18 protein-coding genes and 5 pseudogenes are annotated in these 22,365 nt (G+C 68.5%); 8 read left to right on the plus strand and 15 right to left on the minus strand.

The features are described from left to right. Together GRX66_RS20680 and GRX66_RS01745 are read right to left on the minus strand one after the other, a co-directional pair. A pseudogene (locus GRX66_RS20680) lies at positions 1-166 on the minus strand (NOP5/NOP56 family protein); the annotation flags it as partial. A gap of 153 nt (positions 167-319) precedes the next feature. Then, positions 320-544: a hypothetical protein gene (locus tag GRX66_RS01745; protein ID WP_159524979.1), complete on the minus strand. Its 225-nt coding sequence runs from the start codon at positions 542-544 to the stop codon at positions 320-322. Positions 545-616: 72 nt separating this feature from the next. On the opposite strand from GRX66_RS01745, the gene GRX66_RS01750 reads away from it, so the two are divergent. From GRX66_RS01750 to GRX66_RS01760, 3 genes are all read left to right on the plus strand, one after another. After that, positions 617-1,183: a DUF2391 family protein gene (locus GRX66_RS01750; protein ID WP_159524980.1), complete on the plus strand. Its 567-nt coding sequence runs from the start codon at positions 617-619 to the stop codon at positions 1,181-1,183. A gap of 92 nt (positions 1,184-1,275) precedes the next feature. Continuing rightward, positions 1,276-1,461, plus strand: coding sequence for an HVO_2753 family zinc finger protein (locus GRX66_RS01755; RefSeq protein ID WP_159524981.1), 186 nt, complete (start codon positions 1,276-1,278; stop codon positions 1,459-1,461). Positions 1,462-1,463: 2 nt separating this feature from the next. Continuing rightward, a complete protein-coding gene (locus GRX66_RS01760; protein ID WP_159524982.1) occupies positions 1,464-1,730 on the plus strand; it encodes an elongation factor 1-beta in 267 nt (88 codons plus the stop codon). Between the two features lie 304 nt (positions 1,731-2,034). Here the strand turns inward: GRX66_RS01760 and GRX66_RS01765 are convergent, their stop codons facing one another. The 3 genes from GRX66_RS01765 to GRX66_RS01775 form a co-directional block, all read right to left on the minus strand. Continuing rightward, positions 2,035-2,670 (minus strand): hypothetical protein, encoded by a 636-nt coding sequence (locus tag GRX66_RS01765; RefSeq protein WP_159524983.1) that lies wholly within the window; start codon positions 2,668-2,670, stop codon positions 2,035-2,037. Between the two features lie 89 nt (positions 2,671-2,759). Beyond that, the gene (locus GRX66_RS01770) at positions 2,760-3,920 is read right to left on the minus strand and encodes a cystathionine gamma-synthase (RefSeq protein WP_159524984.1); all 1,161 of its coding nucleotides are present in this window, start codon (positions 3,918-3,920) and stop codon (positions 2,760-2,762) included. 133 nt (positions 3,921-4,053) lie between these two features. Then, a complete protein-coding gene (locus GRX66_RS01775; protein WP_159524985.1) occupies positions 4,054-5,163 on the minus strand; it encodes a phosphotransferase family protein in 1,110 nt (369 codons plus the stop codon). A 152-nt stretch (positions 5,164-5,315) separates the two neighbouring features. Here GRX66_RS01775 and GRX66_RS01780 point away from each other — a divergent pair, with 152 nt between their 5' ends. Both GRX66_RS01780 and GRX66_RS01785 read left to right on the plus strand, forming a co-directional pair. Then, entirely contained in the window at positions 5,316-8,066 is a 2,751-nt protein-coding gene (locus GRX66_RS01780; protein ID WP_325063910.1) for an AAA domain-containing protein, read from the plus strand. Between the two features lie 80 nt (positions 8,067-8,146). Next, entirely contained in the window at positions 8,147-8,542 is a 396-nt protein-coding gene (locus GRX66_RS01785; RefSeq protein WP_159524986.1) for a DUF7347 domain-containing protein, read from the plus strand. 45 nt (positions 8,543-8,587) lie between these two features. Here the strand turns inward: GRX66_RS01785 and GRX66_RS20685 are convergent. The 7 genes and pseudogenes from GRX66_RS20685 to GRX66_RS20455 all read right to left on the minus strand — a co-directional run bounded on the left by GRX66_RS20685 (position 8,588) and on the right by GRX66_RS20455 (position 15,070). Then, a pseudogene (locus tag GRX66_RS20685) lies at positions 8,588-9,291 on the minus strand (archaeal proteasome endopeptidase complex subunit alpha). Further along, positions 9,291-9,869 (minus strand): proteasome subunit beta, encoded by a 579-nt coding sequence (locus GRX66_RS01795; protein WP_233745244.1) that lies wholly within the window; start codon positions 9,867-9,869, stop codon positions 9,291-9,293. Before GRX66_RS01795 ends, GRX66_RS20685 begins: the two are co-directional and overlap by 1 nt. Continuing rightward, a pseudogene (locus GRX66_RS19740) lies at positions 9,760-10,005 on the minus strand (proteasome subunit beta); the annotation flags it as partial. The gene GRX66_RS01795 and the pseudogene GRX66_RS19740, both read right to left, overlap by 110 nt. A gap of 133 nt (positions 10,006-10,138) precedes the next feature. Then, on the minus strand, positions 10,139-10,795 hold the full coding sequence (locus tag GRX66_RS01800; RefSeq protein ID WP_159524987.1) for a GNAT family N-acetyltransferase: 657 nt from the start codon (positions 10,793-10,795) through the stop codon (positions 10,139-10,141). Positions 10,796-11,052: 257 nt separating this feature from the next. Next, positions 11,053-13,764: an ATP-dependent helicase gene (locus tag GRX66_RS01805; RefSeq protein WP_159524988.1), complete on the minus strand. Its 2,712-nt coding sequence runs from the start codon at positions 13,762-13,764 to the stop codon at positions 11,053-11,055. A 181-nt stretch (positions 13,765-13,945) separates the two neighbouring features. Continuing rightward, a pseudogene (locus GRX66_RS20690) lies at positions 13,946-14,329 on the minus strand (GNAT family N-acetyltransferase); the annotation flags it as partial. Positions 14,330-14,419: 90 nt separating this feature from the next. Next, positions 14,420-15,070 carry a helix-turn-helix domain-containing protein gene (locus GRX66_RS20455; RefSeq protein WP_159524989.1) on the minus strand — a complete coding sequence of 217 codons (651 nt, stop codon included), beginning with the start codon at positions 15,068-15,070 and terminating at the stop codon, positions 14,420-14,422. Positions 15,071-15,248: 178 nt separating this feature from the next. Here GRX66_RS20455 and GRX66_RS20460 point away from each other — a divergent pair, with 178 nt between their 5' ends. After that, positions 15,249-16,064, plus strand: coding sequence for a DUF6176 family protein (locus GRX66_RS20460; RefSeq protein WP_159524990.1), 816 nt, complete (start codon positions 15,249-15,251; stop codon positions 16,062-16,064). A gap of 42 nt (positions 16,065-16,106) precedes the next feature. Beyond that, positions 16,107-16,838, plus strand: coding sequence for an MBL fold metallo-hydrolase (locus tag GRX66_RS01825; RefSeq protein WP_159524991.1), 732 nt, complete (start codon positions 16,107-16,109; stop codon positions 16,836-16,838). Here the strand turns inward: GRX66_RS01825 and GRX66_RS01830 are convergent. From GRX66_RS01830 to rqcH, 3 genes and pseudogenes are all read right to left on the minus strand, one after another. Beyond that, positions 16,835-18,304 carry a globin-coupled sensor protein gene (locus GRX66_RS01830; protein ID WP_159524992.1) on the minus strand — a complete coding sequence of 490 codons (1,470 nt, stop codon included), beginning with the start codon at positions 18,302-18,304 and terminating at the stop codon, positions 16,835-16,837. The genes GRX66_RS01825 and GRX66_RS01830 overlap by 4 nt on opposite strands. 81 nt (positions 18,305-18,385) lie before the next feature. Next, positions 18,386-19,459 carry an mRNA surveillance protein pelota gene (locus tag GRX66_RS01835; protein ID WP_159524993.1) on the minus strand — a complete coding sequence of 358 codons (1,074 nt, stop codon included), beginning with the start codon at positions 19,457-19,459 and terminating at the stop codon, positions 18,386-18,388. Positions 19,460-19,704: 245 nt separating this feature from the next. After that, positions 19,705-21,824 (minus strand): annotated as a pseudogene (gene rqcH / locus GRX66_RS01840) (ribosome rescue protein RqcH). Between the two features lie 259 nt (positions 21,825-22,083). Here rqcH and GRX66_RS01845 point away from each other — a divergent pair. Then, entirely contained in the window at positions 22,084-22,299 is a 216-nt protein-coding gene (locus GRX66_RS01845) for a hypothetical protein (protein ID WP_159524994.1), read from the plus strand. The last annotated feature ends 66 nt before the right edge of the window (positions 22,300-22,365 follow it).

Here is a 22,365-nt window from a genome sequence, read left to right on the forward strand (position 1 = left end):
CGCCGTGCAGTCGCTCGTAGTACTCGTCGTCGTCGGCTGCGAACCCCGCGTCGACGGCCTGCGTCGGCCAGTCGTCGGGCGCGTCCGCCTCGCCCGCCCGGACGGCCTCGCCCATCGCGGCCGGGTCGTCGGGGTCGACGCCGACGAACCATCCCTGTCCAGTCATGTGCAGGGATTCCGTCCGACGCGGGTTAAACCTACTCGGTGTCGCCGCGCGGCGCGAGCCGCAAGAACGGACGCTCCGACGCACTGGAGAACGGGTGGGTGTGAGCCGCTGCCCTCCGGGCTATCGACCACGATGTGCCGCGTTTCGCACCGCTCACGTCGGCTGCGGGCCGCCTCCCTCGCTCGGTTTGATGCGTCGGACGACGCCCACCGCGCCGGACTTGAGTTTCACGCGCGCCCCCTCGGGGTCCGCCTCGCCGAGCACCGCGCCGATCTCGCCCTCGATGGGGTCCTTGCCGTGGCCCTGTTCGATGACGACGTAGAGCCCCTTCTTGAGTTCGTTCGGATGCGGGTACTCTGGTGGCTCTCGGTCTGACATACGCGATAGTTGGCGCCCTGGCGCAAAGATAGTGCCGGTCGTTTAAGGCGTGGGCGGGCGTCGGCACCCACCATGAGCGTCCCGCCGACCGAGGACCGGAGCAGAATCTCGGACCTCTTCGACGAACTCGAGGACCTCGACGACCACGTCGAGGACGACGAGGCCCGCAAACAGCTCCGCGAAGTGAAGGACCTGGCTACCGACATGCAAGACGACAGCAGGACGTTCGGCCGCGTCATCTACGGGTTCGACGCCAACGATCTGGCGGAAGCCACGCTCGGCGGCCTCCTGTTCGGCATCCCGATGGCCGTCGAAGGCGGCACACTCGAAGCGGGCGAGTTCCTCGCCGGCCACCCCCTGTTGCTCGTCGCGAACGTCGCCGCCACCGTCGCCATCGTGTACGGTGTCCTCTACGTCGCGCGCTTCCAGGACGTCCGCGTCAGGGACCCGATTCTCGGATTCGTCCCGCGGCGACTCGCCGGCGTGCTCGGCGCGTCGGTCGTCACGGCGACGGCGCTGCTGACAGCGTGGGGATTCATCTCCTGGAGCGACCCGCGCCTCGCAGCGGCCACCGTCTCCGTCGCGTTGCTCCCGATGGCCATCGGCGCCGCCCTCGGCGACATCCTCCCCGGCAGCTAGGCTGATTCCGGCGCCACTCGACGCGCCGCCCGATTCCGGGTGACGCCGCCGAAAGACAACGGTTAAAACGCGTCCGGCCGCAAAACAGTCGTATGAGCGAAAGCGACACCGAAGCCAAACGGGCGCGCAAGTGCGTGTCCTGTGGCATCAACATCTCCGGCACCACCGCAGCCGCGTTCAAATGTCCGGACTGCGGGCAGCAGATCTACCGCTGCGCGAAGTGCCGCAAGCAGAGCAACCTCTACGAGTGCCCCGACTGCGGGTTCCGGGGGCCGTAACCATGGGGAAGGTCGCCGCCGTCCTCAAGGTCATGCCGGACAGCCCCGAAGCCGACCTCGACGACCTCGAGAGCCGCCTCTCCGAGTCGCTCCCCGAGGGGGCGAAGATCAACGGCACCGACACCGAGGAAGTCGCATTCGGCCTCACCGCCCTCCTCACCACCGTCATCGTCCCCGACGACGCCGGCGGCACCGAAGCCGTCGAAGACGCGTTCGCGAACGTCGACGGCGTCGAATCCGTCGCCGTCGAAGAAGTCGGTCGTATATAGCGACCTTTTTCGCTGCGCGCGCCGACGGCGCGCTCGGTAAACGCTCGGCCAAAAGCGCTCCTCGCTCCGTCCGTCAGAGCAAGCTCTGACGACGTCACGTTCGCTCCGCTCACGTGACTTCCGCCCGCTCCGCTCGCGTCAGTCGTTCGTCGGCCTGCGCGCGCTCGCTCCGCTCGCTTGCGCAGCGATGCGGCCGCCTCGGGTTCTTCGAACCGCTCACGGGTCGCTACACTCCCCGTTCGCGCAGGTCGCTGCGCGTAGCGAAGCGCGCCGCTCGGCGGCCGAATGCTCCTGCATCGATGGGTCAATTCTCGACAATCGCGCCGACGTCCACGCTGAATCCCCAGCCTTCGTCGAGGTAGTTCTCGTCCTCGAAGCGGTACGCGCCGATCGGGTGGCACTCGTCGCTGTCGTGGGCGGCGAGCACGTGGAACTCGCCAGTCACCGTCTCGCCGGGGTCCAGCGTCTCCTCGCGCATCACCGACGGGAGCGCGACTCCGTCGGTCGCCTGCCAGCAGTCGTCGCTGGGTTCCTCGGGGACGACACCGCCATCCGGCGCGAGCAACAGCGTCCCTCGCCCGTCGGCGTTCTTGCCGAGAATCGCGTCCCACGGGACCAGCGACCCGAAGGAGAACGTCCGGGCCTCGTCGGCGTCGTTCGTGAACGCGACTTCGAGACGGGCGGGCCGGTCGCGACCGAAGTTCTCTGTGACGGTCACGCCGATGGTGACGTCTTCGACGGGCGGGTCGTCGGTCTGGACGTCGTCCAGGTGATACGGGAATCCCGTTCCTGCGTCAGTCGTCCCTTCGGAAGTCGTTTGTTCGTCGGTTGTCTGTTCAGTCGTCCGGCCGTCCGTGGGTCCGCCGCCGCCCGCCCGGGAGCCGGTGCATCCAGCGAGCGAGACGGCGGCCAGTGTCCCGAGGTAGGTTCGGCGCTTCATGGACGAGCGTACGGCCGGGTTTCATAAACGCATTCCCCGGACTCAAAGAATTGTTTTAGCGCCTCTCGGCGGCGATATCGGCCACAAGCCTAAAATACGGCGTCCATCGCCTGCTGGAGGTCGGCCTCCAGGTCGTCGACGTGTTCGATGCCGATGCTCGCGCGAATCAAGGGGTCGGTGAGGCCCGCGGCTTCGCGTTCCTCCTTCGGGATTGCTGCGTGGGTCATCGCGGCCGGCTGCTCGATGAGCGACTCGACGCCGCCCAGCGACTCCGCGAGCGTGAACACCTCGGTCTCGCCGACGAACTCGCTGGCCTCCTCGAGGCTGGCGTCCAGCTCGAAGGAGAGCATCCCGCCGAAGTCGTCCATCTGCTCGGCGGCCAGTTCGTGGTCCGGGTGGCTCTCCAGACCCGGATAGAAGACGTGCTCGACGCGGTCGTGGGCGTCCAGCCACTCCGCGAGGTGCTGGGCGTTCTCGCAGTGGCGGTCCATGCGCACGCCGAGGCTCTTCGTGCCGCGGAGCACGAGGAAGCAGTCGAAGGGACCCGGGGTCGCGCCGACCGAGTTCTGGTAGAACGCGAGGCGTTCGTCGAGGTCTTCGTCGTCGGTGACGAGCGCGCCCGCGACGAGGTCGGAGTGCCCGCCGAGGTATTTCGTGAGGCTGTGACAGACGACGTCGGCACCGTGCTCGAGCGGGCGCTGGAGGTACGGTGTCGCGAACGTGTTGTCGACCGCGCAGAGCGCGTCGTGCTCGTGGGCGACGGCCGCGAGCGCGTCGATGTCGTTGACGTTCATCAGGGGGTTCGTCGGCGTCTCCACCCAGACGAGTTCCGTCGAGTCACGCATGGCGTCCCGGACCGCGGCGTGGTCGGTGGTGTCCACGAAGTCGAACTCGAGGTCGTACTCCTCGTAGACCTGCGTGAAGATGCGGTGGGTGCCACCGTAGACGTCGTTGCCCGCGACGACGTGGTCGCCGGACTCCAGGAGGTTCATCACGGTGTTGATAGCGCCCATCCCCGACGAGAAGCACCGACCGAACTCGCCGCCCTCGAGGCTCGCCAGGTTGTCCTCGAGGTCCGTGCGGGTCGGGTTCCCGGTGCGGGAGTACTCGTACCCGCGGTGGTCGCCCGGCGCGTCCTGGACGTACGTCGAGTTCGCGTAGATCGGCGTCATCAGCGCGCCCGTCTCCTCGTCGGGTTCCTGGCCGGCGTGGATGGCGCGCGTCTCGAAGCGCTGGTCCTCGTCACTCATACGCGGAGCGTCGGCGGCCCGCGAGTTAGGTCTGTTCGTTTCCGCCCCCGCCGTCCCAGTCGCGTTCGCGGTCACGTTCGCCGCCGTCTCCATCTCCCTCCGGGTTCCGCGGGTCGACCGCCGACGAGTCGGGCTACAGCGGGAAGTCGCCGTCCGCGATGCGCTCTGCGACCCGGCCCATGTACTCGACGATCGGCCACTCCCCTGCCGTGCCCGCGCTCTCTACCTGGTGTCGGTGGATGTCCTCCCAGACCGTCGCCAGCGAGAACGCCGCGTGCGCCCGATAGAACCGCGAGTGCTCGAAGACGCGGCCGGTCTGTTCCTCGTACCTCGCGACGAGTTCCCGGCGGGTGGGACTCCCGGGTTCGCTGGTGAACGGGCAGAGGCCGTGTTCGGCCGTCTCCCGGATGCCGGCGAGTTCGTCCTCGCTGGCGTACTCGCCGTCCAGGTCGTCGACAGACGGCGTCGGGTCGCCGGGGTCCCGCCAGTACAGCAGGAAGTACCCGAGCTCCGTCAACGGGTCCCCGACTATCGCCGTCTCCCAGTCCACGACGCCCGTGACGCGGGGCGCCTCGGGTCCACCGAGAAAGACGTTCCCGGGCTTGAAGTCGCCGTGCACGAGCGCGGTGTCCGGTTCTTCAGGAACGTTCTCGTGGAGCCACGCGCCGGCCGCGTGAAGCGCGGGGAGGTCGCGACCCGTGACGCTCGTCGCCGTGTCCAGGCGCTCGCGGTCGCGGTCGAGTTGCTCCCGGAGCGGCACGCGCTCGCAGACGCCAGCGAACGAGTCTGGGTCTACCGAATGCACGTCGGCGAGCGCGTCGACGAGCTCCTCGCCGACCGTGCGGCGCGCCGACTCGGCCTGGAATCGCTGCGGGAGCGGGTCGCCGACGGACGTCGACTCCCCCTCCAGGTGGGTCATCACGAAGAACGGCGCCCCCACGATGGTCTCGTCGTCGCAGTACAGCACCGGTTCGGGCGCGTCCACGGTCGTGTCCGCGAGACGCTCCAGCACCCGGAACTCGGACTCGAGGTCCGCGACCAGGTCGGTGTCGCGGAGTTTGTGTGGTCGCCGGACCACGTACGCGAGACCCTGTTCGGCTGTCGACACGCCGATGGAGAGGTTGAGGGCCTCGTGGAGCAGTTCGGTCTCCACCACGGGCTCGTCGAGTTCGGCGGCGAGGACGGATTCGAGCGCAGACGCGTCGACGCCCAGGGCGGCGAGACTCGTCGCGTCGTCAGTCATACTGCAACGGATTCCGCCGGCCCGTATAAGTCTCGTCCCGGCTCGATAAGCGATACCACAGTCGACGAGCGTCGGTGCAAGTACTGGCAATTGTGGGGGTGGAGACCGCGCCGAGCGACAACGTTTTTCGCCGGGCTCCCGTCTCGTCGCTCGTGAACGTACGGGGCGAAGTTACGGACGTGGGGGACGTGCGCTCGGTGAGCACGCAGTACGGTGAGCGCGACGTGCTCGACGTCCACGTCCGGCCGAACGAGGGTAGCGACGACGACGTTCGACCCGGCGACCCCGAGGCGTCCGTCCGCGTGACGCTGTGGGGGAAGTGGACGGAGACGGCCGACTACCTCGACCCCGGCATGGAGCTGTGGGTGACCGACGCGGACGAAGACGAGTGGAACGGCGAGACGAATTACGCGACGTCGAAGCAGTCGTACGTCGTCGTGGAACCCGACTTCCTCGTGGACGTGACGAACATCCGGTCGTTCGTGCAGTGTCCGCGGATGTACTACTTGAACAAACTCTCCGGGTTGCCGCTGAAGTATCCGGTGACGAAGGGGACCATCGTCCACGAGGTGTTCGGCGACCTGCTGCGCGGCCGGAGCCTGGACGACGCGGTCGCGGAGCGCGTGGACGACGCCGGCCTGGAACTCGGCCTGCTGGGCCGGGACCGCGACGAGGTCGAAGCCGACGTGCGCGCGAACGCCGCGGCCATCGAGGGCTGGCTGAAGCAGGGTCACTTCTCCAGCGACGGCGGCACGCCCGACGCCGACCTGGTCGGTGACGCCGAAAGCGACCCCGCCGAAGACGACTGGCAGGCAGGCGACGACTGGCGCTCTGAGTACACGCTGATTTCGGAGACGTTCGGCATCAAGGGCCGCTGTGACGCCATCCGGCGCGGGATGCCGGTGGAACTCAAGACCGGGAAGAACACGAACCGCGACCCGCGGTTCCACGACAAGGTGCAGGCGGCGTGCTACGCGCTGATGCTCGAGGACCGCGGGGTCGACGTCGACACCGGCACGCTCCTCTACACGAAGAACGCAGCCGTCGACCGCAGCGAGGCGTCGGGCGACCTCTCGCCCGCCAAGGAGTTCTCCATCTCGAAGGGGTTTCTGGAGTTCGTCGTGCGCGAGCGCAACCACCTCGCGGCCATCGAGGCGCGCGGCGACCCCCCGACCGGGTTCGAGGCGGACGCGAAGTGCGAGTACTGCTTCGAGCAGGACACCTGTATGGTGGTTTCGGGCCGACTCGACCAGGAGTCGAAAGCCGGGCAGCTCGGCACGCCCATCCCGGGGGGCGAGCGCGCGTACTTCCGGGAGCTGTACGACGCCGTGGAGGCCGAGCGCCGCGAGGTCCACGACGAGTACCGAAAACTCTGGGAGCAGACGCCGGCGGAACGCGCCGACGACGACCGCGCTGTGGTCGACCTCGAGCCGGCGGGCCGGGAAGAACTGCCGGACGGCCGGTGGCAGCTCACCGCGACCCGTCCGACGGCAGCAGCCTCGAAAATTCGGCAGGGGGACCGCGTGCTGGCCTCCGACGGCGACCCCGTGAAGGGAACCGCGGAGATGGCGCGCGTGGAGACGCTGTCACCGGACCGGGTCGTGGTTACGGCTGACGAACCCGTCGACCTGCGCCGCCTGGACGTCTACCCCTCGGAGCTGAGCGTCGACCGGATGCTCACGGCGCTACACGACGCGCTGCTGAAGGGCGACGAACGCCGCAAGGACGTCCTCTTCGACCGCGCGACCCCCGAGTTCCGTGACGAGGACCACGCCGTCATCGAGAACAACGACGCGCAGAACGCCGCAGTGAACCGCTCGCTGAACGCCGAGGACTTCGCGCTCGTGCACGGGCCGCCCGGCACCGGGAAGACGTACACCATCGCGACGCTCATCCGCGAGTTCGTTGAGCGCGGCGACCGCGTGCTGCTCGCGGCGTTCACGAACCGCGCGGTCGACAACGCGCTCGAAGCGCTCCGCGAGCAGGGATACAGCGACATCGTGCGCGTGGGCACGTCGAACGGCATCCGCGAGGACATGCAGGACCTCCGCCTGAACCAGTCCGGGAACCCCGCGGAGTGCGCGCGAGCGCTCCAGACGGCGGACGTCGTCGCCGCGACGACGGCGACGTGTGGCTCCCGCGTGATGCGCGAACAGGAGTTCGACGTGGTGCTCGTCGACGAGGCCAGCCAGCTCACGGAGCCGGACACGCTGGCCGCAATCAACCACGGCGACCGGTTCGTGCTCGTCGGCGACCACGAGCAACTGCCGCCGGTCGTGCGGTCGGGCGGGCGGCTCGGCACGTCGCTGTTCGAGCGCCTCGTCGACACGCACCCGGAGGCGGCGGTGATGCTCGACCAGCAGTACCGCATGAGCCAGCGCATCCAGGCGTTCTCCTCGGAGTCGTTCTACGACGGCCAGCTCCGGCCGGCCACCGGCGAGGTGGCCGGACAGACGCTCGCTGACCTCGGCGTCGAGACCGGCGGCGCGGTCAGGGACGGCGTCTCCTTCCACGACGTCCCCGGCACGGGCGACGCCCACGTCGACCCCGCGGAGGCCGAGCGCGTCGGCGACGTCGTGCGCGAGTACGTCGACGCCGGCCTCGACCCGGCCGACGTCGGCGTCATCGCGCCGTTCCGCGCGCAGATTGCGGAAATCGGGCGCCACGTCCCCGAGGGGGTCGCCGTCGACACCGTCGACCGCTTCCAGGGCTCCTCGAAGGAAGTCATCGCGGTGTCGTTCGTCGCGACCGGCAGCCTGGACGGCCCGATCTTCGAGGACCACCGCCGCGTGAACGTCGCGCTCACTCGCGCGAAGAAGAGCCTCGTGCTCGTCGGCGACGAGCGGGCGCTCCGCTCGGAACCGCTGTACGACCGGATGGTCGACTGGGCGACGCTGGGCTGACTGCGGGACTGCCGCATCGCGATTCGACCGGCTGCCGAGACCCCAGTCCTTTTTGCACGCCGTCCCGCACGTGACCGTGAATGCCGAAGTCGAACAGCCGGGAGCGCGCTCCCCGCGACGAGGACGCGCTGTCACCCGTGCCCGCGGACCGGGACGCGCCGGACGTTTTCGACGAACGTCCGGACGAGAGCGCCGCCAGCGAGGCGTTCCAGGCGCTCGCGAGCGAGGTCCGGGTCTCCGTGCTCGTCCACCTGCTGCGAGCTGAGCGGGAGGGCACCGGCCCGCGACCGTTCGCCGAAATCCAGGACCTCGTGGGCAGCGACAGCTCCGCGGGGTTCGCCTACCACCTCCGCCAGCTCTCCGGCCACTTCGTCCGGAAGACGCCCGACGGCTACGTCTTGACGCCCGCTGGCCGCCGCGCAGCCAGGGCAGTGCTGTCGGGGGCGTTCACGAGCGACGACCAGCGCGCGAGCTAGCGCGGGCTCCCGAAGAAGCGACGCCTCCCTCCCCGCAGAGTTCTCTTATTCGTCCAGCGATACCGATTCGAGGCGGCCCGGGGTGAGGACGTCGTAGCCGTCGGCGGTCAGGACGCCGGCGTCCGCGTCTGCGACGTCGAACTCCTCGACGGCGGTGTCGAGGCCCCGGAGCGCGAGCGAGAGCGCGGCCGCCTCGGACAGCCCGGTGTCGTACGCCGCTTCGAAGGTGTCCAGCGCGTCGCTCGCACCGGCGCCGACGGCGTCCGCGCGCCACTGCCGGGTTGCGCCCGAGGGGTCGATCTCGACGAGTCGGGGCGCGTCGTCGTAGCCGGCGACGAGCAGCGCAGTTCCGTACGGGCGGCGCCGCCGGTCTGCGTGTACTCCTGGAGGTGGTCGGCGAGGTGCGTCGCGAGCGCGTCCACCGTCGCGGGTTCGTCGTACCGGAGTCGTTCGTCCTGCGCGCGTCGGCGCGCGAGGTCGACGAGTCGCCGGGTGTCGGCGGCGTGGCCAGCGCTCCCGATAGCGACGTGGTCGTCGACGGCGAACAGTTTCTCGACGCTCCCGGGTTCGACGAGCTGCGACCGCCGGGGCGTATGCGACGCGAGGACGACGCATTCGGCGCCGCGGACGCCGACGACTGGCGCGCCCTGCTTGACGGCTTCGCGGGCGTACTCGACCTGGTAGAGGCGGCCGTCCGGCGAAAAGATGGTCGTCCCGCGGTCGTAGGCCTGCTGGTCGGAGCCCTGCATCAGGCCACCTCCGAGGCGGCCTCGACGTCCGTCGCCTCGACGCCCTCGCTGGTGATGGTCGCGACCGTGAGGCCGTTCCCGCTGGCGGTGTCGCGCTCGCTGGCGCTCTCGACTGCGCGCGCCGCGACCGTTCGACCCTCGCTGCGGTCCATGTCCGCGTCGTAGGCTCGTTCGAGGACGCCGTACGCGAGCTGGATGCCGCTGCCGCCGGCGGCGTAGTCGTCCGACAGGACGCCCCCGCCGCCGTCCAGCGTGTAGACCTGCGGTCCGCTGTCGTCGACGCCGCCCAGGATGGGCGTCACGCCGAGCGGCGCGCTCCGGAGGACGTTCCCCGCGAGCGTCGCGAGCGCGTTCGTCGTCAGTCGCTGGTCGCGGCGGTTCTCGTAGAGGCGGGCTTCGGCTCGCAGCAGTCGCGTGAAGTGCCTGGAGGTGACCGACGGTCCCGGAGAGCGCTGCGGCCGCCGTCGGGTGGAGTCGTTCGACCTTCCGCGTGTCCTTGTTCGTGACGAGCCGCCCGCCGACGCTCGCGCGCCGGTCGGCGGCCAGCACCACCGCGTCGTCGGTGGTGAGGCCGACAATCGTGGTGCCCGTTTCCGTGACGTGGCCGTCGCCGCTCGCGGCTGTGGGTTCGAGCGCCGGGTTCGCCTCGTGAATCGGCAGGCGTTCCCGCCGCCCCGAAGGAGTCGTGGGTGCATCCGGCTGATTGGTGTTCATCGCGTCTCCGGGTAGGGACCCGACACCCAAAAGTATTAGCTAAATTATATTTTAGTGGTCGGGGCAGCGGCCATCGAGGCGGCCACCTTCGAGGTCGAGGACCAGTACCGGATAGTGTTATATTTGCGCCCTGTCAGTACTCTGGCTGCGGCAGGCGCTCCCCCCAGTGCGCGTCGAACGCCAGCGTCTCGCGGTCCTCGGTCGCCGTCTCGTATTCGTCGCGCAGGATCGTGAACCGGTGCTGGTCGGTGACGTCGCCGTTCGGCCGCGTGGAGTGCTGGCGCAACAGTCCCTCGTGGCGGCCGCCGTACGTCTCGACGTACGCCTCGATCATGCGCCGCGACGGGTCGTTCCCGGCAGCACACGTCGTGTAGTAGGCGCCCAGGTCGTAGCGCTCGAAGGTCAACTCCACGAATACTGACGCACGCTCGCGACCGTACCCCCGACCCCAGTACTCCTCGGCGAGGACGATTCCCGAGCCCGCGCGTCGTTTCTCCCACTCCGGCCCGAATGCGGTCAGGCCGACGATTGCGCCGTCCTCGGGTTTCGCCCGCAGGAGGTAGCGCGCCGTCTCGCTGTCAGCGCGCTGCTGCTCGGCCGATTTCACGAACTTCGCGACGTCGTCGAGAGTCCGAAACCGGAACCAGGGCATGTGTTCGGTCGCGTCCTCCTGCCAGTCCTCGCGCTGCACGAACTCGTAGAGGTCGAAGACGTCGACGCGCTCCCGGTTCAGAGGCTCGAAGACGAGGCGGTCGGTTTCGATTCGGTCGGGGAAGAGGCTCCATGGCATTCGAATCCCACCATACCCACGATTTCCCGCAATAGAAGGCCTGTGGGTAGCGTACGGGCCTACCGCAACGCTCAAGGGGGTTTTTAGCGCTATTTCAGATTGAGCGAATAGGCAGCCCGCGGACCGGAATCGTCCGCAGTTCCGCGCTCTGCCGCCATGCCGGAATTTTTCGGGCATTTCAGGCGATTTCCACGGAGTCGCGCGCCAGCAAGTTGTCGAGTCGCCTGAGCACGCTTCCCTCCGACAGGCGCGTGTGCTCAGTCGTCGACCTGCTCCCGGACGCGCTCGTGGAACGCCCGCAGGACCGCGTCCTCGTCGTCGGCGAGCACCACGTCGCTCGCGGACAGCGTCGCGAGCCCGAACGACAGCGGCGACGGCGACTGCAGTGTCGTCTCCGAGACGTCGATGTCGCCGTCCTGAACCGCCGAGAGGACCTCGCGGACGCCCGCGAGGTCGAGTTTGTCCTCGACGAGTTCGCGGTACGTCTCCTCGAGCACCGCGAAGTCCTCCAGGCGCTCCGCGAACCCCAGCAGCATCTCGCTGGCGACCTGCTGTTTGCTCGCGGACTTCTCGTGGCCCTTGTAGCGTTTGAGGACGAGCAACGCGCGCGTGGCGTTGATGCGGAAGTACCGCTTCAGGAGGTCCGTGCCGTCCAGGGCGGCGCGCAGCGTCTCGCGGGCGGACGCGGGGTCGGTCTGTCGGAGGAGTTCGGCGACGTCGACTTTCCGGTTGAGCGGCATCGAGAGCGTGAATCCGTTGTCCGCGACGGAGACGCCGACGTTCGCGTTCGCCTCGTTCGCGCACCGGTACGCGAGCAACCGCGAGAGGCCGTCGTTGAACCGCCGGCCGTACGGCGTGCGGACGTGGTACCGGCGCCGGTACTCGTCGCGGTCTTTCACCTCCTCGATGGCGATGCGACCCGTCGTGCTCACGCTGCCGACGCCCGCGTACTTGATCTGGTCGTCGTACATCCGGGCGAGCGCGCGCACCGCGTTCGCGTCGACGGGGAACTCGCGGAGCCACCGCCGCACTGCGGCCGCACCGCCGTCCTCGTAGCGCGTCACGACGTCCGACTGGAAGCGCGCGATTTCCCGGCCGAGGTCGTACGAGAGCGGGAGGCGCTCGGAGTACCACGACGGCACCGTCGCGCGCTCGCTCGTGTAGTCGACGTACACCTTCGACCCGCGCCGGTAGCGGTACGCGAACCGCTCGCCGCCGAGCACGAACACGTCGCCGGCCTCCAGGGTGTCGAGGTAGTCCTCGTCGAGCTGACCGACCCACTCGTCGTCGCCCCTGACGAAGACGTTCACCGTAAACGAATCGGGAATCGTGCCGAGGTTCTGGAGGAGAATCGGGCGCGCGAGGCGGCCGCGCTTCCCGATCATGGGTTCGCCGACGTCGAACTCGGGGTAGTGGTGCTCGCCGTCCACGGGGTCGTTCTCGTCGCGCCAGATCTTCGCGTAGACGTTCCGGTCCTCGAGGCCGTCGTAGTCCGCGGTGAGGTACCGGAACAGCGCCTCGAAGTCCTCGTCGGTGTACTCCCGGTAGGGGTACGCCGACGTGACGGTGTCGCGGAGGTCGGCTTCCCGCAGCGGCCCCGAGATGGCCATCCCGTAGACGTGCTGGACGGCGACGTCGTGGGCGCGTTCGGGAATGTGGACGCGGTCCACGAATCCGGCTTCGGCCTGCCGGAGCATCACCGCGCACTCCACGAGTTCGTCGCGGTCCAGCGCGATGACGCGCCCGGTCACCGTCCGCCCCGGGCGGTGGCCCGCGCGGCCGACGCGCTGCAGGAGGCTCGCGACCGACTTCGGCGACCCGACCTGGACCACGAGGTCGATGTGCGGCATGTCGATGCCGAGTTCGAGGCTCGTCGACGTCGTGGTCACCGACAGCGACCCCTCCTTGAGCTGGCGTTCGACCTGCTTCCGGCGGTCCTTCGAGAGGCTGCCGTGGTGGCACGCCGACGCATCGTCGCCGACCACCCCCCGCTCGCGGAGGTTCTCGAGGACGCGCTCGGCGCCAGACCTGGTGTTCGTGAACACGAGCGTGCTCTCGTGATCGTCGACCAAATCCCCGAGTTCGTCGTAGAACGCGTCGTTGACCGCGCCCTTCGACGCGTTCACGAGGTCCGGCGTCGGGCAGTGCAACTGCAGGTCGTAGTCCCGTGCGAACCGCGCGTCCACGATTTCGCAGTTCCTGGGTTCTCGGCTGGTCGCGTCGTCACCAGTGCCCTCGAACCCGACGAGGAACCGCGCGATGTCCGACAGCGGTTCGACCGTCGCCGAACAGCCGATACGCGCGAAGTCACCCGCGATGCGCTGGAGGCGCTCCAGGCTCACGGAGAGGTGGGTGCCGCGCTTGGAGTCAGCGAGGCTGTGGATCTCGTCGACGACGACGTACTCCACGCTGGCTAGTTTCTCCCGGAACTTCGGGGAGTTCAGCAGAATCGCGAGCGTCTCCGGCGTCGTGTTCAGAATGTGCGGTGTCTCCTCGAGCATCTTTTGTCGGTCGTAGCTCGACGTGTCGCCGTGTCGGATCGCCTGCCGGACGTCCGTGTCCACGCCGCGTTCGGCGAGTCGGTCGCTGATGCCCGACAGCGGGTTCGCGAGGTTGCGCTCGATGTCGTTGGCCAGGGACTTCAGCGGCGACACGTACAGGCAGTACACCTCGTTCGCGAGGCCGCCGTCCTGCTCGCGCTCGAACAGTTCGTTCAGGATGGCCGTGAAGGACGCCAGCGTCTTCCCAGAGCCCGTCGGCGCGGCGATGAGGGCGTTCTCGCCCTCGTGAATCAACGGTATCGCCTCGCGCTGGGGCGGCGTCAGGCAGCCGTCCTCGTCGTCGGGGCTCCCGAAGCGGTCGACCCACCACTCGCTGACGGCGGGGTCGAGCAGAGCCAGAGTGTCGCGGTCGGTCCGGGCGCCGCCCGCCTCCTCCGGCGGCGTCGTCGCCTCCGACTCCGGTCCCATCTTGTGCGTGCTTTGCACCCGGCCGGCAAGTGTCTGACGCCGCGACGACCGCGTCGTCGGTCCGGTACTGCGACGACTTCGCAGCGACCAGGTCAGAGGTCCCTCGCCACCGCACCACTGGAAAAGCGACGTCGGCGGGCTCGAGGTCGAAGCGCTCGACGCGGTCGGAGCCGCGTCGGTCGTAGAACTCGACAGCGTTCAGCGAGGTCGCGGTTTCGGCGCGTTCGAAGCCCGCTGCGCGCATTTCGTCGTGCATCCGCTCGACGAGCGCCGTGCCGACGCCGCTGTCCGCGCGGTCGGGATGCACGTAACACGCGAGGAGTTCAGCGGTGTCGACACCAGTTTCGTCACCGTGGTCCCACTCGCCGAACCCGACGACGCGGCCGTCCCATTCTGCGACCCTGAGTTCGTCCGTTTCGTAGCGCTCGGGCCCCTCGCCGCGCTTGTCCGCCCAGTCCCGGACCTGCTCGTCGGTGTACACGGTTCGGCGAAGTCGTCGAGACGCGGCGACGTGGAGGGCGACCACCGCCATCGCGTCGGCCGGTGTGGCGTCGCGAACCCGCATACTTGGGTGAACACACGCATCCACCTCGATGGAGGCCGGTCTGACACACCGATCAGTACCGCTCTCGGTGGCCCCGCTCTGACACGGCCGTCAGTACCGCTCGCCGAGCACGTCGCCGACGAGCCGCGACTCCGCACGCCGGAGCAGGTCCGAGGCCGTCGAGACGGCGCAGCCGAGTTCGGCAGCCACGTCCTCGATTCCCCCGTCGCGCGGGACCTCGTAGAAGCCGGCCTCCCACGCGACCGCGAGCGCCTCTCGCTGGCGGGCGGTCAAGCCGTCGTCCACGGCGCCAGCGTAGCCACCGACGCGCTGGACGGTGGGCGACGCGCCCTCCGGCATGTCGTCGATGGCTGCCTGGAGGTCATCGGGGTGACCGACCACCGTGAACCGCGCGGTGCGGTCGGACCGGAACTCGATCGGCGGGACGACCACCAGAGTCTGCTGGTCGAACGCCTCGAACACCGGAACGTCGGCGTCCCGGTTCTCGACCCGGGTGTAGACGTAGAACGCGTCGTCGCCCTCCGGAGTCAGGTCGTACTCACGGACGCCGGGCCGCTCGGCGAGCACCGACTCGTAGGCGGTGCGCTCGCCCTCGACGTAGAACAGCAGCGTCCGAGTGTCGCCGGTTCGCGTTCCTTCCAGGAGGACCTCGCGTTCCACGACGGGGGACTCGCAGACGAATGCGTGGACCGGGTGGATGGTCGCGTCGTCGTACTCGATTTCGAGGTCGAGGGACGGCACGCAGTGACGTTCGACGCGACTTCACTTAAATGGGCGATCTGTTTCGTGACAAGACTGGAGGAACGCGGTGTTCGGGTACGAGTATGGACCTGACAGGACGCGTCGGCGTCGTCGCGGTGACAAACGGTCGCCTCTGGAACGGTCGAAGTGCAGAGCCAGCCATCCGGGAGGGACGCGCGTGACCGATGCCTGCTTCGTCTCGTGGCCGCTCCGCGTCGACGCAGTGGACGGCCTCCGCGCCACCGTCGCTCGCGAACTCGACGGCGCAGACGGTAGCGGCGTCGCGGAACTCCTTCCCGAAAGCGGCGTCTCGACGACGTCCGTGTTCATCTACCACGACCACCGGCCGGAATTCGTCTGGTACGTCGAGCACGACGGCGGCGGCGCGTGGGAGAATCCGGCCACAGCCGTCCGCGACGCGTCACCGCTGTTCCCCGCGCTCACCGACCACCTCGCCCCCGGAACGGCGACGGTCGTTGCCGACCTGGATCCCGACGCGGTCGAAGTCGTCCACGCGTCGCTTCCCGACCGCCCGAACTCCTACGCCGACCGGAGCGGCGAACTCCCGACCGTCCTCTCGGGGAACGACGCCGACGCAGGTGTTCCAGACGTAGTCCCGCTGCGACTGGCCATCAGACCAGGGCTCGGCTCGCTGTTTGCTCGCGTTGGCGCCGGCCTCATCGACCGGACGCCGGACTGGCTCGAGGCGAAGTTCGAGGCCGCGTCGCTCGACGTCATGGCGGCCGAGGGAATGTACACAGAAACGCTGTTCCTAGAGCGCACGCCCAACGGCTACGACCTCTGGTGGTACATGGAGTCCGGAAGCATGGCCCAGGTGTACGAGGCCTACTACGAGAGTTCGAGCCGCGTCGCACGCGTCTCCGAGCACGTCCTCGGGTGGGTGCTCGAACGGCCGGAGCGCGCACTCGCCCACCCGGTCGAGGCCAGCGACTTCGAGTTGCTCGCCCACGCTGTGGACGCGGCGCGCGAGTGACGTGCCGAAACCGTTACCCCGCCTGCAGACCGGGTTCTCGGTATGCGACTGACGTTTCTCGGCACGGGGTCGGCGATGCCGACAGGCGACCGGATGCAGACCGGCCTCCTGCTGGAACAATCGGACAGCCGCCTGCTCGTCGACTGCGGGAGCGGCGTCCTGCACACGCTCGCGCGCACCGACGCCGGCTACGAGGCCGTGGACACCGTCCTGCTGACGCACCACCACCTCGACCACGTCAGCGACCTCCTCCCGCTCCTGAAAGCCCGATGGCTCGCCGGCGAAGAGACCCTGACCGTGGTCGGACCGACGGGGACGAAGGGGCTGGTCACGGACCTGCTTGACGTCCACGACTACCTCCAGGGGCGCGTCGACCTGACGCTCCGCGACGTCGAAGTCGGGGCCTTCGAAGTGGCGGGCTTCGACGTGGACGCCATCGAGACGCGGCACTCGATGCCCGGCCTCGCGTACAAGTTCGACGACGAACTCGCGTTCAGCGCGGACACCGAGGCGTTCGCGGGCATGGCCGAGTTCGCGGACGGCTGTCCGGTGCTCGTCCACGACTGCTCGTTCCCCGACGAGGTGGACGTCTCGAACCACCCGACGCCCACGCAGCTCGGCGAATCGCTGGCGGGCGTTGCCGTCGATGAACTCTACCTCACCCACCTCTACCCGCACACGAACGGCAAACACGAAGAGATGCGCGCGTCGGTCGCCGAGCACTTCGACGGCGAGATAACAGTCGCTCGCGACGGCCTCGAAGTCGAGACCTAGGTCAACTGCGAGACGGTCTCCCGGACCTCCTCGACGGTCTGTACCTGGCGGTCAGTCGCGTCCGCGATGTCCTCGAGTGCGTCCGCGATCTCGCCCGCGCGGTCGTCGACGGCGTCGACCATCCCGGCGACCTGCTCGGTGCTGACGGCCTGCTCGTCGGTCGCCTCCGACACCTCCTGGACGCCGGTCGCCGCGTCCTCGACGGCCTCCGTGATCTCGCCGAGCGTCTCCATGGCCTCCTCGACGCGCTCGACGCCCTCCGTGATGCGGCGGTTCATCTCGTCCAGTTGCTCGACGGTCTCCTCGGTGTCCGACTGCATGCGCTCGACCATCTCCTCGACGCGCGTGGACTGTTCGCGTGACTCCTCGGCGAGCTGCTTGACCTCGTCGGCGACGACGGCGAACCCGTCGCCGGCCTCGCCGGCGCGCGCCGCCTCGATGGACGCGTTCAGCGCCAGGAGGTTCGTCTGCTCGGCGATGTCGTCGATGACGCCGGTCACCTCCTCGACGTCCGCGGCCCGCTCCCGCAACCGCTCGACGTCGCCGGTGACGCCATCCGTCGCGTCGTCGATGTCCGCCATCATCTCCAGCGCGTCGTCGGCTGCGGTCTCGCCCCGGCGCGCGAGTTCCTCGGCGTCACGGCTCGTCTCCTGGACGTCGTCGGCGGTCGCGGCGACCTCCTCGATGCTCGCGGAGACGCTCGATATCTCGCGCGCGACGTCGCTCATCCGGTCGGCCTGGTCGTCGGTGAGTGCCTGCATCTCGTCTGTCCGGTCGGCGACGTTCTGGGACGTCGAGACGAGCGAGGACAGCGGTGCTTCGACGTCCTCCGCGACCGTGTTCGCCATTTCTTCCCGCCGGTCGACCTCGGACTGGAGTCGCTGGGAGTAGGAGTCGATGTACGTGTCCATCGCGACCTGCTGGTCGAACGTCAGCAGTTTCAGCATCGGCAGGAACCGCTCGACGAGCGCCTCGACGGCCTCGGTGGCCGCCTCGCCGCGGCCTGCGGTGACGTCTTCGGCGAGGGCGTCGAGCAACCCCTCGTAATACCTCGTGTACGCCCCGAGGTACACCTCCGGTCCCAGGTCGAGCATGTCGTGGATCTTCCCGATGCGAGCACGCTCCGCCGCGTACTCCCGGTCGTACTCGCCGCGGCCGAGGCCGATCAGGTACTCCGTCTGGGTCTCCTTCAGTTGCTCGACGGTCTTCGTCGACTGCCCGAAGATGTCGGTCGTCCGCTCGTGGGACTGCAGGTGGTCGTAGAAGTCGCCGACGAGTTCGTCCGCGACTGAGGCGAAGAGGTCGGCCTCGTCACCGAGGGCTGCCTCCTCCTCGGCGCCGATGCCAGTGAACTCCTTGCGCCACGCCACCTCTGCCTCGTCCAAACCGATGCTGTCTGCCAGTGAACTGCCTTCAACCCCGCGCCGAACGTCTTCGGTGATGCGCGGGCGTCCGTTTGTCGCCATGCGGCCCGCGTATTAGTCTTGCACATATACCACTTTTCCCCGATTACAACATTTGAGACTCAGCCCGCCGTCTTGCAGCAATTATTGCGCCAACCGGTAGCGCAGCACCGCCGCGATACCCCCGAGGTTCTTCAGTTGTTCGCCAGGCGCGAACTCGTGACTGAACACCGTGACGTCCCCGCCCTGCTGTTCGACCTTCGTCACGAGTTCGTTGACGTCGACGTCCCAGTCGCCCTCGCCCGCACGCTCCATCCGCAGGCGCTCGTCGAGGATGAGGAGGGTCTCGACGGCGCCGTACTCCACCGCCTCCGCGACGGCATCGACGCCGTAGGCCGCCTTCCCCTCGGTCGCTATCTGCGTGGTGAGTTCGTCGATGAGTTCGGACTCCTCGGCGATGCGGGTCTGCTCCTGGACCTCCTCGACGGCGCCGCGCTTGAGCACCTCGTGGACGCCGCGGCCGCCCACCGCGCTCGTGTCCACCATCGTGATCTTGTCCTCCAGGTCGGGGTACTCCTCGGTGACGTAGTCGAAGGCGTCCTGTTTCGTGAACCCCGGGCCGGCGAGGATGATGGCCTCGGTCTGCATGCGTGCGAGCGCGTCGGCGAGCGTCGCGAACAGTTCGTCGCGGCCGCGGTCGTTCTGCTCGCCCTTGCCGGTGGTCGCCGTGAACGACCCCTGCTCGTCCACGCCGTACTGCTGGACTACGTGGATGTGAGCCTCGCCCTCCTCCACGGTGGCGATGGCAACGTCCGGCTGGTCGGTCGCCTCCACGGCCTCGTTCAGCCGCTCTAGCTGGTCGGGCTTCCAGTGTTTCTCGACCGCGATCTCCTCGCGTTCCTCGACGTTCAGCGTGTGGTGGAGCCCGAGCTGGTCCTCCCGCGAGCAGTCCGCGATGGTGCCCGCGACCCGCAGGCGGTTCGAGAACTTGTGGAATTCCACGTCCTCGACGTCGATGGTGACGTGCATGTGCTCGCGCTCGCCGCCCGTGTCCCGCATCTGGTCGTCGTTGCGCTGGATGCGGCGGTGCGTGTCCCCCGCCACGAGGTCCCCCGGCTCCAGGACGTACGCGAGGTGCCAGAGGTCGTCGAGGCTCTCGGGGACGAGCGTGATGCGCTCGCCGCCGCCCTCGACGTGGTGGCGCTCCTTCAGTTGCATACGCGAACGGAGGCGGGGGACGCTTTAGTGTCCTGCTACTCTCAGTTCGCCGGATTGCCGCTCGGTGAATTCCGGCAACTCCCGTCACCGATGCACGCCAGGCAGTCCACGCGCGCCCCCATCAGACCCGTACAACCCACCCGTCGTCACTTGAGCAGCCGGCAGCGGACGCGAGCGGCCCGGGGCTTTCCGGGTCGCCTCGCCGTCCGAGGCACAACCAGAACGCCCCCGAAAAACGACGACTCCTAGTCCCGAATCCGACTCCCACCGGGCGGCATGAACTTCTGAATTTCGTCCGGGCTGGCGACCTTCCGGACGAACGATTCGTCGGCGAACCGCTCGCGGAACGCCCGGTACATGCGCTTGGCTGCGTCGCCCTGCGCGAACCGACCGGGCTCGATTTCGATGCTCGTCTCCACGTCGTCGGTGATGGCCTCGATCGGGCCGCCAAGCACGCGCGTGTTCGGCTCGCACGCGATACCGACCGCCCACTCGGCGGGAAGATCCCGGAAGTACGTGCGGTCGCCGCGAATCGCGAAGCCGCCTTTCTCGAGGTACTCGCCGCTCTCGGGCGTCTTCGACACCTGGTCGGGCATCACCATGTAGGCGTCGCCCGCGCCGCGTCCCTCCTTCCAGACGGACGAACAGCACACCGCGAACTGGGCGGCCTGGCGCTTACTCGCCTCCGGCACCTCGATGTCCGCCGACGGCTCGCTCGGCGCCGACGTCTTCAACACCGTGATCGGGCCGCCGTGAGCCTGCGAGTGGAAGAAGCGGTCGTAACGGTCCATGTACTTCTTCACGAGTTCCTCGTTCTGGTCGGCGTCCCGACCGCCAAGCACCAGGAAGCCGTCCGACGTCCGGAACCAGCGGAACCGCTCGTACCACTGCTCCTGCTGGCGGATCGGAATCGAGGACCGCGACAGCCAGTCGATGTCCTCCGGTTCCTCGCCATCGACATCGCGCTCCTCGGGTTCGGCCTCCCACTCCTCGCGGCGCTGCTTTGCCGCCTCGAGTCCTCGCGCGTGTTCTCGATGGCGGCGCGGGCGCCCTCCTTCTTCTCCTCGATGCGCTTGGCTTCCTTATAGTGCCGGTCGGCGTTCTTCTCCACGCCGAACTCGGGGTCCACCTCTACTGTGTGGTCGTCGAGTTCGACGCGGACGGTGCCCTCGGACTCGTTCACGCCGCGGAACGCGTCCGCGCCCGGGACGTCGCCCGCGGCCTCCTCCAACGTCGCCTCGATCTCCTGCCAGCCGTGGCCGGCGTCCCGGGCGTCACGGACCGTCGACAAGATGTCGTCGACGAGGTCGTACTGCGCGTACAGTAATTCGGCCTTCTCGCGCTCGCGTTCTGCCTGCTCGTCGAAGTCCTCGATGGCCTGCTCCTGTTGCTCGATGATGCGCTTTTGCTTCTCGATCTCGTTCTCGAAGTCCGGTCTGGACACCGCTTCGCCGCTCTCCTCTTCCTCGGTCGTGTCGAGGTTCGTGAAGTAGTCGTCGAGCGCGTCGTTGAACGTGTCGAACGCCTCCGACGGCAGGTCCGAGCGCTCCTCGAGCGCCAGCGGCGTGACGTCGACGCGCTGCCCGCGCTCCGCGTCGTCGCCATCGCCGTCCGCCGGTTCGAAGTACACACGGGGATCGAGTTCGCCGGCCTTGACGGGTTCGAGGAGGCGTCCGCTGGCGTCGTACAGCGCGCGGAACTCGTCCTCGCCCGCCTCCGTGATGTCCATGGTCTTCTCGACGCCGGCCCGCGTACAGAGTTCCTCCGCGTAGAGCCCGCCGTAGTTCAGTTGCGTGGCGAGCGTGCGAACGAGGTCCGTGTCGGACTCCCGCATCTTCGCGGCGAACGCCTCGTACTCCAGTTCCAGAGGGTTCACGCGCGCACTCGGGAACCCGTACTGGGCGCCCGGCGCGACGGTCCGGGACTGCAAGCGGACGGTGTCGAGGCTGTCCACGACTTCGCCGTTCTGGTCGACGACGGCGACGTTCCCCTCGCCGAACAGCTCCGCGACGATGGTCGTGTCCTGGTCCTCGCGGCGGAACTCGAACTCCAGAATCCGGTCGAAGCCGTGCTGGCGGACCTCGTGGAAGTCCGCGCCCGACAGGCGGTTCCGCAGCATCTTCGCGAAGTTCGGCGGCCGGCCGGGCGCCGCGGGCACGTGCTCGGGCGCGGCGACGTGCGCGCGCTTCGTGTCGCCGATCTCCACGAGCAGTTCGACGCGCCCGCGGTCGAAATCTCGCATCTTCAATCGCAGGAGGTCGTCGCCGTAGAGGTAGGCCTTGTCGACTTTCGCCCCCTGGAGGTCGTTCAGCTCGGCAGTGAGGGCGACGAGGTCGACGCTCGTCAGCTCCCGCTTCTGGTCCATACCACCCGTTTACTGGTGGGGGCGCCCTCTGCCTTACGGTACGCGTGCCCGACCAGCGGGAGGGCACGGTAGCGCGAACGCGGAGTGCAGTCACCGAAAGAACACAAGGCGCGCTTTCGAGCTGCCGAGAAACGACACCGTCGTCTCTCGGAGCGAGCTGCGTGAGCCGCGTTCCGGGCCGCCAGTACCGTATTCTCGCGGGCTGCGAGCGCGCCAGTACCGTTAGGTGCTCCCGTCGAAAATCGGCGACCGTCCGCCCATGGCGAGCAAACTCGCACGGAAGTTCGATTCGATGTCGTTCCAGGCGCAGATCGTCGTTCTCGCGGCCGTCCTGGACCCGCTGGGGTTCGTCGCCGGCTACCTGCTGGCGCCGGCGTTCGACGCGGAACCGCTCATCGGCGGGGTGGTCGGTCTGGTGGCGGCCAGCGTCCCGACGTCGCTGTTCGTGATGCGGCGAGCAGCCGAGAACGGCTGACGGCGCATCCACCAGGCAATGTTCGACCACCAGCCGCCGCCACGTCCAACTACACCCCCTGCCGGC

Origin of the sequence: Halobacterium bonnevillei (assembly GCF_009831555.1) — an archaeon.
GTDB classification, from domain to species: domain Archaea; phylum Halobacteriota; class Halobacteria; order Halobacteriales; family Halobacteriaceae; genus Halobacterium; species Halobacterium bonnevillei.